This is a genomic window from Azospirillum oryzae (genome assembly GCF_008364795.1).
Taxonomy (GTDB): Bacteria; Pseudomonadota; Alphaproteobacteria; order Azospirillales; family Azospirillaceae; genus Azospirillum; species Azospirillum oryzae.
Window position 1 is genome coordinate 42229 of the sequence record NZ_VTTM01000005.1, and the last position, 13232, is coordinate 55460.

Annotated in this window: 12 protein-coding genes; 11 read left to right on the forward strand and 1 reads right to left on the reverse strand. The window is 69.2% G+C overall.

The window, feature by feature from the left end; all coding sequences use genetic code 11:
- Positions 1 to 11: 11 nt before the first annotated feature.
- The 11 genes from FZ938_RS15640 to FZ938_RS15685 all read left to right on the forward strand — a co-directional run bounded on the left by FZ938_RS15640 (position 12) and on the right by FZ938_RS15685 (position 11329).
- Complete coding sequence (locus FZ938_RS15640) at positions 12 to 1517, forward strand: sensor histidine kinase (RefSeq protein WP_149199425.1); 1506 nt, start codon at positions 12 to 14, stop codon at positions 1515 to 1517.
- 304 nt (positions 1518 to 1821) lie between these two features.
- The gene (locus FZ938_RS30565; protein ID WP_174757460.1) at positions 1822 to 1968 is read left to right on the forward strand and encodes a hypothetical protein; all 147 of its coding nucleotides are present in this window, start codon (positions 1822 to 1824) and stop codon (positions 1966 to 1968) included.
- A 136-nt stretch (positions 1969 to 2104) separates the two neighbouring features.
- Complete coding sequence (pncA, locus tag FZ938_RS15645) at positions 2105 to 2740, forward strand: bifunctional nicotinamidase/pyrazinamidase (RefSeq protein ID WP_149199426.1); 636 nt, start codon at positions 2105 to 2107, stop codon at positions 2738 to 2740.
- 164 nt (positions 2741 to 2904) lie between these two features.
- Positions 2905 to 3399: a GFA family protein gene (locus FZ938_RS15650; protein WP_149199427.1), complete on the forward strand. Its 495-nt coding sequence runs from the start codon at positions 2905 to 2907 to the stop codon at positions 3397 to 3399.
- 129 nt (positions 3400 to 3528) lie between these two features.
- A complete protein-coding gene (locus tag FZ938_RS15655; protein ID WP_149199428.1) occupies positions 3529 to 4020 on the forward strand; it encodes a BLUF domain-containing protein in 492 nt (163 codons plus the stop codon).
- A gap of 109 nt (positions 4021 to 4129) precedes the next feature.
- Positions 4130 to 5566, forward strand: coding sequence for a mechanosensitive ion channel family protein (locus tag FZ938_RS15660; RefSeq protein WP_149199429.1), 1437 nt, complete (start codon positions 4130 to 4132; stop codon positions 5564 to 5566).
- 296 nt (positions 5567 to 5862) lie between these two features.
- A complete protein-coding gene (locus FZ938_RS15665) occupies positions 5863 to 7638 on the forward strand; it encodes an N-acetylglutaminylglutamine amidotransferase (protein WP_149199430.1) in 1776 nt (591 codons plus the stop codon).
- A 112-nt stretch (positions 7639 to 7750) separates the two neighbouring features.
- Positions 7751 to 9511, forward strand: coding sequence for an N-acetylglutaminylglutamine synthetase (gene ngg / locus FZ938_RS15670; protein ID WP_149199431.1), 1761 nt, complete (start codon positions 7751 to 7753; stop codon positions 9509 to 9511).
- A gap of 72 nt (positions 9512 to 9583) precedes the next feature.
- Positions 9584 to 10642, forward strand: a complete 1059-nt coding sequence (locus FZ938_RS15675; protein ID WP_174757462.1) for an osmoprotectant NAGGN system M42 family peptidase — start codon at positions 9584 to 9586, stop codon at positions 10640 to 10642.
- Positions 10643 to 10704: 62 nt separating this feature from the next.
- Positions 10705 to 11052, forward strand: a complete 348-nt coding sequence (locus FZ938_RS15680; RefSeq protein WP_149199432.1) for a nucleotidyltransferase family protein — start codon at positions 10705 to 10707, stop codon at positions 11050 to 11052.
- Entirely contained in the window at positions 11039 to 11329 is a 291-nt protein-coding gene (locus FZ938_RS15685) for a HEPN domain-containing protein (protein ID WP_149199433.1), read from the forward strand. The genes FZ938_RS15680 and FZ938_RS15685 overlap by 14 nt, the downstream gene beginning before the upstream one ends.
- Positions 11330 to 11479: 150 nt before the next feature.
- Here FZ938_RS15685 and FZ938_RS15690 read toward each other — a convergent pair whose 3' ends face one another.
- Positions 11480 to 13138 (reverse strand): ATP-binding response regulator, encoded by a 1659-nt coding sequence (locus tag FZ938_RS15690; RefSeq protein ID WP_149199434.1) that lies wholly within the window; start codon positions 13136 to 13138, stop codon positions 11480 to 11482.
- Positions 13139 to 13232: the final 94 nt, after the last annotated feature.

Below are 13232 nucleotides of genomic sequence, written 5' to 3' on the forward strand. Positions count from 1 at the left end.
GAATGCGGCTGATGGCGGTGTCGCCGGCGGAACGGCGGGAGCGCGTGCCGTCGCTGCGGCGCCGGTTGCTGACCCGGCTGCTGGTGCCGCTGGGGGCGCTGGCGGTCGGGCTGGGCGTCGGCGGATCGGCGCTGATCCATGGCTTTGTCCAGTCCACCCATGACCGGCTGCTGGCCGGCTCGACGCTGGCCATCGCGGAGCGGCTGGCGGTGGACGACGACAATGGCGAGGTCACGGTCGACCTGCCCGCCGTCGCCTTCGGCATGCTGGAGAGCCAGGCGCGCGACAGCATCTATTACAACGTCGCCCATGAGGGCGGGGTCATCACCGGTTATCTCGATCTGCCGCTGCCGGACATCTCGAAGATGCCGACCAACGTCACGGTGTTCCGCGATGCGACATATCGCGGCCATGCGGTGCGGGTGGCGGCGCAGATCCGGCGGCTCTACGGCGTGCCGCTGCCGGTGCTGGTCCAGGTGGCGGAAACCACGGCCGGGCGGCGCGCGGTGGAGGTCGACCTGCTGCTGTGGCTGACCCTGCTGGAGGTGGCGCTGGTCGGCGGCAGCGGGCTGCTGGTGTGGGGAGCGGTGGGGCGCGGGCTGGCGCCGCTGGGGCGGCTGCGGCGGGTGATCGACAGCCGCTCGGCCCGTGGCGTGACGGGGGGCGGACTGGCGCTGGTGCCGCTGCCGCTGGCGGTGGTGCCGGTGGAGGTGCTGCCGCTGGTGATCGCCATCAACGGGCTGCTGGCGCGGCTTGACCAGTCCATCGGCACCATGCGCCGCTTCACCGCCGATGCCTCGCACCAGCTGCGCACGCCTTTGGCGGTGCTGCGCACCCATCTGGCGCTGCTGCGCCGCTTCGGCACCGACAGCGCGGAGGGGCGCGCGGCGCTCGACGATGTCGAGGGGGCGGTGAAGCGGCTGGAACGGCTTTTGGTGCAGTTGCTGGCGCTGGCCCGCGCCGACGAGGACGCGCCGGCGGTGCCGGCCGCACCGGAGGTGACCGACCTGCGGCAGGTGGCGATGGAGGTCGCCGCGGAGCAGGTCCCGGCGGCGCTGGCCCAGGACATCGAGGTCCGGTTCGAGGCGCCGGAGGACGGCGGTGCCGACCTGCTGCGGGCCGTGGGCAACCCGGTGCTGGTGGGCGAACTGCTGGGCAACCTGCTGGACAACGCCATCCGCTACAACCGTCCGGGCGGCACGGTGACGGTGCGGGTTGGGGCCGGATTAGGGAGCGGGCCGGTTCTGGAGGTGGAGGACGACGGCCCCGGCATCCCGGAGGCCGAGCGCGAGCGGGTGTTCGAGCGCTTCTATCGGCTGGACCGTCCGGGCGAGCCGCCGCGCACCGGCAGCGGGTTGGGCCTCGCCATCGTGCGCGCTCTCGCCGACCGGCTGGGGGCGACCGTGCGGCTGGACGCCGGGCAGGACGGCCGGGGGCTGAAGGTGACGGTGATCCTGCGACCGGCGGAAACCGATGCTGCTTCAAAGCGTTCGATGGCGGACGGCCGCGGCGCCTGAGAGGCGCCCCTCCCCCCAAGCTCTGCCATGACAATTTTGTTAACCAGAGCTGCGCGGATATTTCGCCGGCTTCCATTGCCAGTTCGCAGCTGCGGGACTATCTGACCGCTCCGCGCAGACTGTGCCGGCAAGGTGTTGGAAGTAAATACAGTCCGGGTAACGGACGATTATTTTCCCTCATCCCGGTCCGGCTCACGGAAGAAAGAAGCGGCGCCCGGCGTCTATTGCCGGGAAGACCGCGGAATAAGGGTCCGGCCGCTCACAGGCGGGTGGCCGAAAGAGGTTAGGGAAAGGGTCAGTCACTATGCTTTGCAACATCGTCACCGTCGCCTCATTGGGCGTCCTTCTGCTGTCGGGCATCGGCTTCAGCATCACCAAGGCGCCGAAGCAGGACCGCCAGCATCAAACCGACATGCCGCGCCGCATCGCGGACGAGAACATCATGGGGTGATGCGTATCGCTGCCGCCGCCCGGCGGGAGCGCTTGTTTGTTGCCCTCTCCCGAACCGGGGAGAGGGCGGTGGAACCGACCGGCGGATGTGCCTACACTCCAGGCGACCGTATTCATTCGCCGGATGGACACAACCGATGCCCGCCCTCATTCCGCAGCCGGCCGACGCGCTGGTCCTGATCGACATCCAGAATGATTTCTGCCCCGGCGGCGCTCTGGCGGTGGCGGATGGGGATGCGGTGGTGCCGGTGGCGAACCGGCTGGCGCGGCGGTTCGGCACGGTGGTCCTGACGCAGGACTGGCACCCGGCCGGCCACCGCTCCTTCGCCAGCGCCCATCCCGGCGGCGCGGCGTTTTCCGAGGTCGAATTTCCCTATGGGCCGCAGACGCTGTGGCCCGACCATTGCGTGCAGGGGACGCCGGGGGCGGAGTTCCATCCGGAGTTGGACACCACGCGGGCCGAGCTGGTGCTGCGCAAGGGGTTCCGGGCGGCGATCGACAGCTATTCGGCCTTTTACGAGAACGACCGCAGCACGGCGACCGGGCTGGCGGGCTATCTGCGCGAGCGCGGGATTACGCGCGTGGTGCTGGCCGGGCTGGCGACGGATTTCTGCGTGGCATATTCGGCCATGGACGCGGTGCGCTGCGGATTCGAGGCCGTGGTGGTCGAGGATGGTTGCCGCGCCATCGATCTGAACGGATCGCTGGAGAAGGCGCGGCGAAGGTTGGCGGAGTGTGGAGTGGTGTTCTGCCGGGAGGCGGAGGTGGGTTGAGTGCTGAATCCCCTCTCCCGCCCCGGGAGAGGGAAGGGTGAGAGGTGATGCAAGGAACCATGCGGTTCGGAATTCTTGGATTCCCCCTCACCCTCCCCACCTTCGGTGGGTCCCCTCCCTCTCCCGGGACGGGAGAACGCACCCATTCCGCGGAGACCGCTGCCATGAAGCTTTCCGGTTCCTGCCGCTGCGGCGCCGTCCGCTTCACGCTGAACTCGCCGACGCCGGTGCCCTACATGCGCTGCTACTGCACCATCTGCCGCAAGAGCGCCGGCGGCGGCGGATACGCCATCAATCTGGGCGGCGACGCCGACACGCTGGAGGTCGAGGGGCGCGACGCGGTGGCGACGTGGCGGGCGCCGATGGAGGACCCCGACCATCCGGGACAGACCCACCTCGGCCCGTCGCACCGGCATTTCTGCAAACACTGCGGCACGGCGCTGTGGGCGGAGGACCCGGCCTGGCCGGAGCTGGTCCATCCCTTCGCATCGGCCATCGACACGCCGCTGCCGACGCCGCCGGAGCGGGTGCACATCATGCTGGACTTCAAGGCGCCGTGGGTGGAGGTGCCGACGGGTCCGGACGACGTGCATTTCGCCCGCTATCCGGAGGAATCGCTGGAGGACTGGCACCGGCGGCACGGGCTGCTCGACCGCTGACGGCACCTGCCGCCGAGACCCATCCGGTTCGGGATATGCCCGGCGGCTGCGACATCGACTCTACGAAAGAAAGGGTTACTACGCTCCCGTTGCCTCGCCATTTTTATAAACAAAAATGGGAGGAGCGCCATGCTGACTCTGCTATATCGGAGTGATGCGGTCTCTCTGCTGCCTTTTTCGGCTTTGGCCGACATTTGTGTACGAAGTTCCGCAAAGAATCGACGTCTGGACATCACCGGCTTCCTTATCGAGCATGAGGGCACGTTTCTTCAGGTCCTGGAAGGCGAGCCGAAGGCGGTGAACGAACTCTTCGACCGGATCTCGCATGACGAGCGGCACTGCAACATGGCGGTGCTGGGGCGGTGGGAACGGACGGGACGGTCCTTCGGCTTCTGGGCGATGAATTTCGGCCCGCTGGACGATCCGTCCTTCTGGCAGGGGGAGTTCGCCGACCTGCGCGACGGCGATGCCTTCCGGCGCAAGAGCAGCGATGCCGATACCGCGCTGGCGGTGCTGTGCCGCGCCTATGCCTTCGCCGGCATGGTCGCGGGGTCCGATCCGGTGATCGGCGGCTTCGTGATGGGATACCCACGGGCCTTGTCGGGGCCGGCGGGCGTCTGAACCGTCAAGCCGCTGATTGAATTGACCGCTTGACGGGACGGCGCTTGCTCGTGCCATCGTCGCCCCTCGCCCGGCCGAGGATGGCCGGCCGCCGAGGAGAAGCCCGTCGATGAACGCCTTGCGGCGTCTGTCCGCCCCTGCCCTGGTCCTGGCCCTTCTGGCTGCGCTGGTCGCCGTCAAGCCCTGGCTGCACAGCCATCTGGAGCCCTTCGTCGGGCCGCCGTTGAGCGGCGGGTTCGACATCGCCGTCGCGTCGGCCGCGTGGCTGGTCGCCGCCTGGGGCGGGGCGCGGGTGATCGACATGCTGGCGGCGGGCAACGGCGGCCGGCCGCCGCGCATCCCGCGGCTGCTGGCCGACCTGCTGCGCTTCTTCGTCTATGGCGTCGCCGTGCTGGCGATCCTGGCCTTCGTGCTGGAACAGCCGGTGACGGGGTTGCTGGCGACGTCGGGCGTCGCCATCGCCGTGCTGGGCTTCGCGCTGCGCAACATGATCGCCGACATCTTCGCCGGCATCGCCCTGAACATCGAGCATCCCTACCGGCTGGGCGACTGGCTGGAGCTGTCGCCCGGCGTCGCGGGACGGGTGGACGAGATCAACTGGCGCGCCACCCGCCTGATCGCCAGCGACGGCACCGCCATCGTCGTGCCGAACGGCATCGTCGCCGGCAGCCGCTTCGTCAATTACAGCCGCCCCAACCCGGCCTTCCGCGCCTCCGTGCCGATCCTGCTGGACCAGGAGGTGCCGGTGGAGCGCGCCAAGCGCATCCTGCTGTCGGGCCTGCTCTGCGCCGACGGCGTGCTGCCCACCCCGCGGCCGGACGTGATCGTCGAGGCGGTGACGCCCAACGGCGTGTCCTATCTGGCGCGCTTCTGGACCGACGATGGCGGCCGGGTGTCGCTGGTGCGCGATGCCGTGCTGACGGCGGTGCTGTCCAACCTGGCCCACGCCGGGATCGAGCCGGCCCGCCCCAAGCAGGAGGTTCGCCGGCGCCAGCCGGGGCCGCCCGACAGCGGTCTGCTGCGGCGCGGGCTGCTGCGCCAGCTGGAGCTGTTCGACGCCTTCGACGACAAGGAGGTGGACGCGCTGGCCCAGGCGATGCGGCAGTTCCACATTCCCGCCGGAAGCGCCGCCGTCCGCCAGGGCGATGCCGGCGAATCGCTGTTCGTCATCGCCGAGGGGGTGTTCGATGTCCAGATCGCCGCTCCCACCCTCTCCGATGCGGAGGACGCTCAGCACCCTGGCGTGGTCCATCTGACGCGGCTGCGGCCGGGCGACCTGTTCGGCGAAATGTCGCTGCTGACCGGGCAGCCGCGCAGCGCCTCGGTCGTCGCCTGCACCGACGCCGTGGTGTTCGAGCTGTCGCGCGGCCATCTGGACCCGGTGCTGAGACGCCGTCCGGAACTGGCGGAACGGCTGGCGGAGCTGATGGCCGAGCGCCAGACCCGCAACGTCAGCCAGTCCAAGCGCCAGCAGGGCGCCACCCCGCCGCCGCCGGCGGAATCGCAGGCGCTGCTGGCGCGGTTGCGGGGCTTTTTCGGGCTGTAGCGGCGCATTCGCAACCCTTGATTACTGGCGATCCCCGGCTGTAATCCCTATCTCTTCGGCTCCGGCCATCGTGCGGCCGGCTGCGAGCGGTGATGCCCGACGGTCTTCGACATGGAACCTCGGGCGATGCGGGCCGTTATGGCGCGCGGGTGCCGGCAACGATTCTACGATCGGAGCATCGTCTATCGCTCGCAACGGGTGGCGGCCGCATTCCGCAGCCGGCGCCCCCGGTGTTTGGCCCTTCTTGCGGGTCGAGCGCCCCTTCGTCCTGAACCAACGAGGAGGCTCGACAGCCGATGTGCGGACTGAGTGGTGAAATTCGTTTCAAGACCGGCGAGGCGGCCAGCACGGTGGCGGTCCAGGCCATGTGCGACAGGCTGGCACCGCGCGGGCCGGACGGCCACGGCCTGTTCGCCCATGGGCGCGTCGCCTTCGGACATCGCCGGCTGAAGATCATCGATCTCAGCGAGGCATCACAACAGCCGATGGTGGATGCGGCCCTGGGGCTCGCCATCGTCTTCAACGGCTGCATCTACAATCACCGGGATCTGCGCGAGGAACTGGTCGGGCTTGGCTACCGCTTCTTCTCGGAGGGCGACACCGAGGTCCTGATCAAGGCCTATCACGCCTGGGGGCCCGATTTCGTCAAGCGCCTGAACGGCATGTTCGCCTTCGCCATCTTTGAGCGCGACAGCGGCCGGGTGGTGCTGGGCCGCGACCGGCTGGGCATCAAGCCGCTGTACTTGGCGGACATTCCCGGCGGCCTGCGCTTCGCCTCCACCCTGCCCGCCCTGGTGGCATCGGGCGGGATCGACACCGATGTCGATCCGGTGGCGCTGCACCATTACATGAGCTTCCACGCCGTCGTCCCGGCGCCCTATACGATCCTGAAAGGCGTGCGGAAGCTGCCCCCCGCCACGGTCATGATCGTCGAGCCGGACGGCACCCGGCGCGAGCACAGCTACTGGTCGCTGACCTTCGGGCCGCAGTCCGGCGACGAGGGCCGCAGTTTCGCCGACTGGCGCGAACTGGTGCTGGAAACGCTGACCCGCGCGGTGCGCCGCCGGCTGGTCGCGGATGTGCCGGTGGGCGTGCTGCTGTCGGGCGGGCTCGACAGTTCGCTGATCACCGCGCTGCTGGCCGAGAACGGGCAGAGCGGACTGAAGACCTTCTCCATCGGTTTCGAGACGGTCGGCGACGAGCGCGGCGACGAGTTCCAGTATTCCGACATCGTCGCCAAGCATTTCGGCACCGACCACCACCGCATCTTCGTCGACAGCGCCCGCGCCCTGCCGGAGTTGACCGACTGCGTCCGCGCGATGTCCGAGCCGATGGTCAGCCACGACAACATCGGCTTCTTCCTGCTGTCGCAGGAGGTGGCGAAGCAGGTGAAGGTGGTGCAGTCGGGCCAGGGCGCCGACGAGGTGTTCGGCGGCTATCACTGGTATCCGCCGCTGCTGGCGAGCCGCGACGCCGTCGGCGATTACGCCCGCGTCTTCTTCGACCGCGATCAGGCGGAGATGGCGGAGGCGCTGGACCCGCGGCTGGTCGGCGAGGACCATTCCCGCCGCTGGCTGGAGCAGCGCTTCGCCATGCCCGGCGCCGACCGGCCGGTGGACAAGGCGTTGCGGCTCGACACCACCGTCATGCTGGTGGACGACCCGGTGAAGCGGGTCGACAACATGACCATGGCCGCCGGGCTGGAAGCGCGCGTGCCCTTCCTCGACCATGAACTGGTGGAGCTGGCCGCCCGCATCCCGGCGGAGATGAAGCTGCCGGAGGGCGGCAAATACGTCCTGAAGGAAGCGGCGCGGCGCGTGGTGCCGGCGGCGGTGATCGACCGGCCGAAGGGCTATTTCCCGGTGCCGGCGCTGAAGTACCTGCGCGGCCCCTTCCTGGAGCGGGTGCGGGACGTGCTGAACGCCCCGTCGGCCCGCGAACGCAGCCTGTTCCGGCGCGCGTATCTCGACCGGCTGCTGGCCGATCCGGAAAGCCACATCACGCCGCTGCGCGGGTCGAAGCTGTGGCAGGTGGCTCTGCTGGAATTCTGGTTCCAGGAACAGGGCCTGTAAGCAGGCGCCTCAAAACGACAGACGCTCTGCCGGCACGTCCGGGCGCGGGACCGATCCGCGCCCCCGGATGTTGCCAATGCGTGGAGCCGCATCCGACGACCAGGGGGAACCCATGAGCTACGCCCGCGTGAAACCGCACCGGCTGGAACGCGCCGCCAGCGCCACCCTGCGCCACACCCGGCGCTATACCGGCCGTCCGCCGGCCGGAGAGACCGAGGCCGACGCGCCGCGCGCCGACGTGGTGGTGGATTGCGGGTGGGGCCGGCTGATCTTCGCCCACACCTTCGACGATCTCGACCGCATGATCGAGACGTTGCGGCAGGAGACGCCGGGCACCCGCGACATCGTGTTCTATCTGCAGGACCCGCATGTCGCCCTGTCGCGCGCGCCGCAGGAGCTGTTCCTCGATCCCTCCCACACCTTCCGCCTGTGGCTGACCGACTACCGGCCGTCGCGGCGGCGGCCGAAGGGCTACAGCGTCCGCCGGCTGCGCACGCGCGAGGATGCCGAGGGGGTGCAGCGCATCTATGCCCGACGGCGGATGGTGCCGGTCTCCTCCTCCTTCCTGGTGGCGTCGCGCAACAGCCGGGTGCTGACCCATTTCGTCGCCTGCGACGATGCCACCGGCGAGGTGATCGGATCGGTGACGGCGGTCGATCACGCCCATGCCTATGGCGATCCGGAGAACGGCAGTTCGCTGTGGTGCCTGGCGGTCGATCCGCAGGCGTCGTTTCCGGGGATCGGCGAGACGCTGGTCCGCACGGTGGCGGAGCATGTCCAGGCGCGCGGGCGGGCCTTTCTCGATCTGTCGGTGCTGCATGACAACGAGAACGCCATCGCGCTGTACGAGAAGCTGAATTTCCGCCGCATCCCGGCCTTCGCGCTGAAGACCAGGAACCCGATCAACGAGCGGCTGTTCACCGGCCCGCAGCCGGGCGAGCAGCTGAACCCATATGCCACCATCATCGTCAATGAGGCGCGGCGGCGCGGCATCGGCGTCGATGTGCTGGATGCCGAGGCCGGCTATTTCTGCCTGACCTGGGGCGGCCGCAGCGTGGTTTGCCGCGAATCGCTGAGCGAGTTGACCAGCGCCGTCGCGATGAGCCGTTGCGACGACAAGGCGGTGACGCGCAGCGTGCTGGAACGCGCCATGCTGAAGGTGCCGGCCCAGGCGGTGGCGGGAAGCGCGGAGGAGAACGCCGCCTTCCTGGCGACGCATGGCCGAATCGTGGTCAAGCCGGCGCGCGGCGAGCAGGGACGCGGCATCACGGTGGATGTGCGCGACGCCGAGACGATGGAGCGCGCCGTCGCGGCGGCCCGCCAGCATTGCGACACGGTGCTGCTGGAGCAGTTCTGCGAGGGGCAGGATCTGCGGATTATCGTCATCGACAAGAAGGTGGTGGCCGCCGCGGTGCGCCGGCCGGCCGAGGTCACCGGCGACGGCAGCCACACGGTGCGCGAACTGATCGAGGCGCAGAGCCGCCGCCGCGCCGCCGCCACCGGCGGCGAAAGCCACATTCCGATGGACGCGGAGACCGAGCGCTGCCTCGCCGCCGCCGGCAAGAGCCTGGACGACGTGCTGGCGGCCGGCGAGGTGCTGCCGGTGCGCAAGACGGCGAACCTGCACACCGGCGGGACGATCCACGACGTGACCGACAGCCTGCACCCGGAACTGGTGGAGGTGGCGACGGTGGCCGCCCGCGCGCTGGACATCCCGGTGGTGGGGTTCGACCTGCTGGTCGATTCGCCCGACCGGCCGGGTTACGTGTTCATCGAGGCGAACGAGCGGCCGGGCCTCGCCAACCACGAACCGCAGCCGACGGCGGAACGTTTCGTCGACCTGCTGTTTCCCCAGACGCGGGGGGTGCTGTAGGCCCCCCTCTCCCCCCGGGGAGAGGGGATATTCGCGGGAAGAGAGGGACTTCAGCAGGAGGAAAAACCGACCATGGCCGTGCCGCTGCCCATCGATATGGGCTATGTCACCGACATCCTCTACCGGCTGCTGACCACGCCCAGCCCGACCGGATACACCACCGACGTGGTGCGGCTGTGCTGTGCCGAGCTGGAGCGGATGGGCATCCATTACGAGCTGACGCGGCGCGGCGCCATCCGCGCCGACCTGAAGGGCGTTCGGTCCAGTCCCGACCGGGCGCTGGTCGCCCATGTCGACACGCTGGGCGCCCAGGTGAAGATGCTGAAGGACAATGGCCGGATGGAGCTGGTGCCCATCGGCCACTGGTCGTCGCGCTTCGCCGAGGGGGCGCGCTGCACCGTGCTGACCGACCGTGGTCCGTGGCGCGGCACCATCCTGCCGCTGAAAGCATCGGGCCACACCTTCAACAAGGAGGTCGACACCCAGCCGGTGACCTGGCAGCAGGTGGAACTGCGCGTCGACGCGCCGGTCGCCAGCCGGCAGGATCTGGAGGAACGCGGCTTCAACATCGGCGACATCGTCGCCATCGACCCGCAGCCGGAGTTCCTGGAGAACGGCTACATCGTCTCCCGCCATCTCGACGACAAGGCGGGGGTGGCGGTGATGCTGGGCGCGGCGAAGGCGGTGGTCGATGCCGGGGCCGCCCTGCCGGTGGATTGCCACCTGCTGTTCACGATCTCAGAAGAGGTCGGGTCGGGCGCCTCCTCGATCCTGCATCAGGACGTGGCGGAGATGGTGACCATCGACAACGGCACCACCGCCCCCGGCCAGAACAGCAGCGAATATGGCGTCACCATCGCCATGGCCGACAGCACCGGCCCGTTCGACATGGCGCTGACCCACTCCCTGCTGACCTTGTGCCAGGCGCAGAACATCCCGCACCAGCGCGACGTCTTCCGCTATTACCGCTGCGACAGCGCGTCGGCCATCGAGGCCGGCAACGACATCCGCACGGCGCTGGTCTGCTTCGGCATCGACGCCTCGCACGGCTACGAGCGCATCCATGCGAACGCGCTGGAAAGCCTGGTGCGGCTGCTGGTGCTGTACCTGCAGAGCCCGCCCCGGGATTGATGGGCGGGATTGAGGGGAGCGGTGCGGGCCTGCTAGACTGCCATCGCTTCAGAGGGGACGATATGCAGGGCGCCGACCGAGACAGCCATCTTCCCGTGCCGACGGTGCCGGACGACCTGCTTCGCCCGGTCATCGCCCATTTCCAGCCGCGGAAGGTGATCCTGTTCGGATCGCAGGCGCGGGGCGATGCCGGGGACGACAGCGACTATGACCTGTTCGTGATCGTCGAGGACGACACGCCGCCGGAACGGCTGTCCTGGCAAAGCAAGTACGAGGCCCGCAGGACCTATCACCGGGCAGTCGACATCGTCGCCTGCCGCGCTTCGGTCTTCGAGCGCAAACGCGGCGTGGCCGGGTCGCTTTCCAACATTGCCGACCGGGAAGGGGTGGTCGTCTATGAGCGACACTGACCGCTCGGCGACGCTGGAAGAAGCACGACGCTGGTGGAAGGTTGCCGCAGAGGATCGGCGGGTGGCGCAGGCCTGTCTTGCCATGGACCCACCGTCATTGGGAAATGCCGCCTACCATTGCCAGCAGGCCGCCGAGAAGCTGATGAAGGGGCTGCTCGTGGCTTCCGGTATCAGCTTTCGCAAGGTTCACGACCTTGACGAACTCGCGTCGATTACTGTGCCACTGTTTCCGGCATTGACCACGGACCTCGACCGGTGCCGGCCGTTCACCTCCTGAGCCACGGAGTATCGCTATCCGCCGGAGGATGAATCTCTGCCTCCATCGCCGGAAGCCATTTCCGAAGCGCTGGAAATCCTGGACAGGCTGCTTGCGGCGGCAAGTCGGCTGACCTGATCCGTACCAGCCAGGGACTGGTGGAGCGCGCGCTCAGCAGCCCGCCGTCCCGTCCCGCCGCACCTCCTCCAGCACGCGGCGGAGGTCGCCGGGGTGGAGGGGCTTGTGCAGGAAGGCGCAGCCGCGGCGCTGGCCTTCCAGCAGGGATTCCGGCGCGGTCTCGCCGGTCAGGACAACCGCGGGGATGTCGGCCTTGAACAGCTTGCGCACGCGGTCGATCACGTCGAAGCCGGAGACCTTTCCCGGCAGGCGCAGGTCGGTCAGGATGGCGTCGGGCGGACCTTCCAGCCCATCGACCGCGGCGAACACCTCGCGCATGTTGGATGCGGAGACGAAGGCGCAGCCCCAGCTTTCCAGGGTCAGCAGCAGGCCGGACAGGACCATGCTGTCGTCGTCCACCACCAGGATGCGCATGCCGTCCAGCGGCACCGCCGCCCCCTGGTCGGCCAAGGCCGTCGCGGACGGGGTGTCGGCGAGCGCCTCCTCCCCCTCCAGGCGGTCGACGGTAACGGCGAAGACCGAGCCGCGGCCGGAACGCGACCGCACGTCGATGGGCGCGCTCAGCAGAACCGAAAGGCGCCGCACGATGGCGAGGCCGAGGCCGAGACCGCGCGTCGGGTCGCGGGCCGGGTTGGTCAGCTGGTGGAACTCGTCGAAGATGACGTCCAGCTTGTCCTGCGGAATGCCGAAGCCGGTGTCCCACACCTCGATCCGCCATTGCCCGTCGCGCTTGCGCAATCCCAGCAGGATGCCGCCGCGCTGGGTGTAGCGGATGGCGTTGGCCAGCAGGTTGCGGACTATGCGGCCGAGCAGGACCGGGTCGCTGCGGGTAACCGCCCGGCAGGGCAGATGGACGCGCAGGCGCAGGCCCTTTTCCTCCGCCTGGGGACGGAATTCCTCGGCCAGTGACTGCAGCATCGCGTCGAGCGACACCGGCTGCAGGTCGGCCTCCACCGTGCCGGCGTCCAGCGTCGAGATGTCGAGCAGGGCGTTCAGAAGCTGCTCGCCCGCCGTCATCGCGTTGGCCAGCATGCCGGCGGTGCGGGTCGCCCGCGCGTTGCCCTCCACCTGGGTGGTCAGGGCGTCGAGGAACAGGCGCATCGCCTGGAAAGGCTGGCGCAAATCGTGGCTGGCCGAGGCCAGGAAGCGGGAGCGCGCCGCCGTGGTGCGCGCCACCTCCGCCCGCATGGTTTCCGCCAGCTGCGCGATGGCGCCGTCCAGCGTCGCCGTCGCCAGCACCCCCACCACGCGGCCGTCGACCAGCAGCGGCGTGGCGTGCAGGCTCAGCGGCGGCTCGGTCGGCAACTGCAGCGGGGCGCCGTCGGGCGGCGCGGCCGGGCCGTCCGTGCCTTTCATCCCGTAGAGCGGGCGCAACGCGTCGGCCACCGCCGTCCAGCCGCCGGGCAGCAGGGTCGGCCCGCTCTCGTCACGGATGGCGGCGCGCGGGTGGTTCAGCAAAGAGGCCAGAGCCTCGTTGCAGCGGACGGCGGCCATCTCCGGTCCGCCGATCACCAGCATCGTCGGCACCGTCCCGGCCGCGCAGACGCGCCGCGCGTTGTCGAGACACTCGCGATAGCGCAGATCGGTCGGAGACATTGGGGTGGCCGAAGATCGGTGCATCGCGTCGGAGTCTCTCACATCGGTGTCGCTGGGGATCGGGGTGTCGTGGAACGGCTGAAGGCTGATCGCCATGGGCACCGGTCGGACCGTCGGACAGTTTCGAAAAGCCCGCAGAGAATAAACGGACAAGCCGGCTTCCGAAATCACACGATGGCTCTACTCCCTT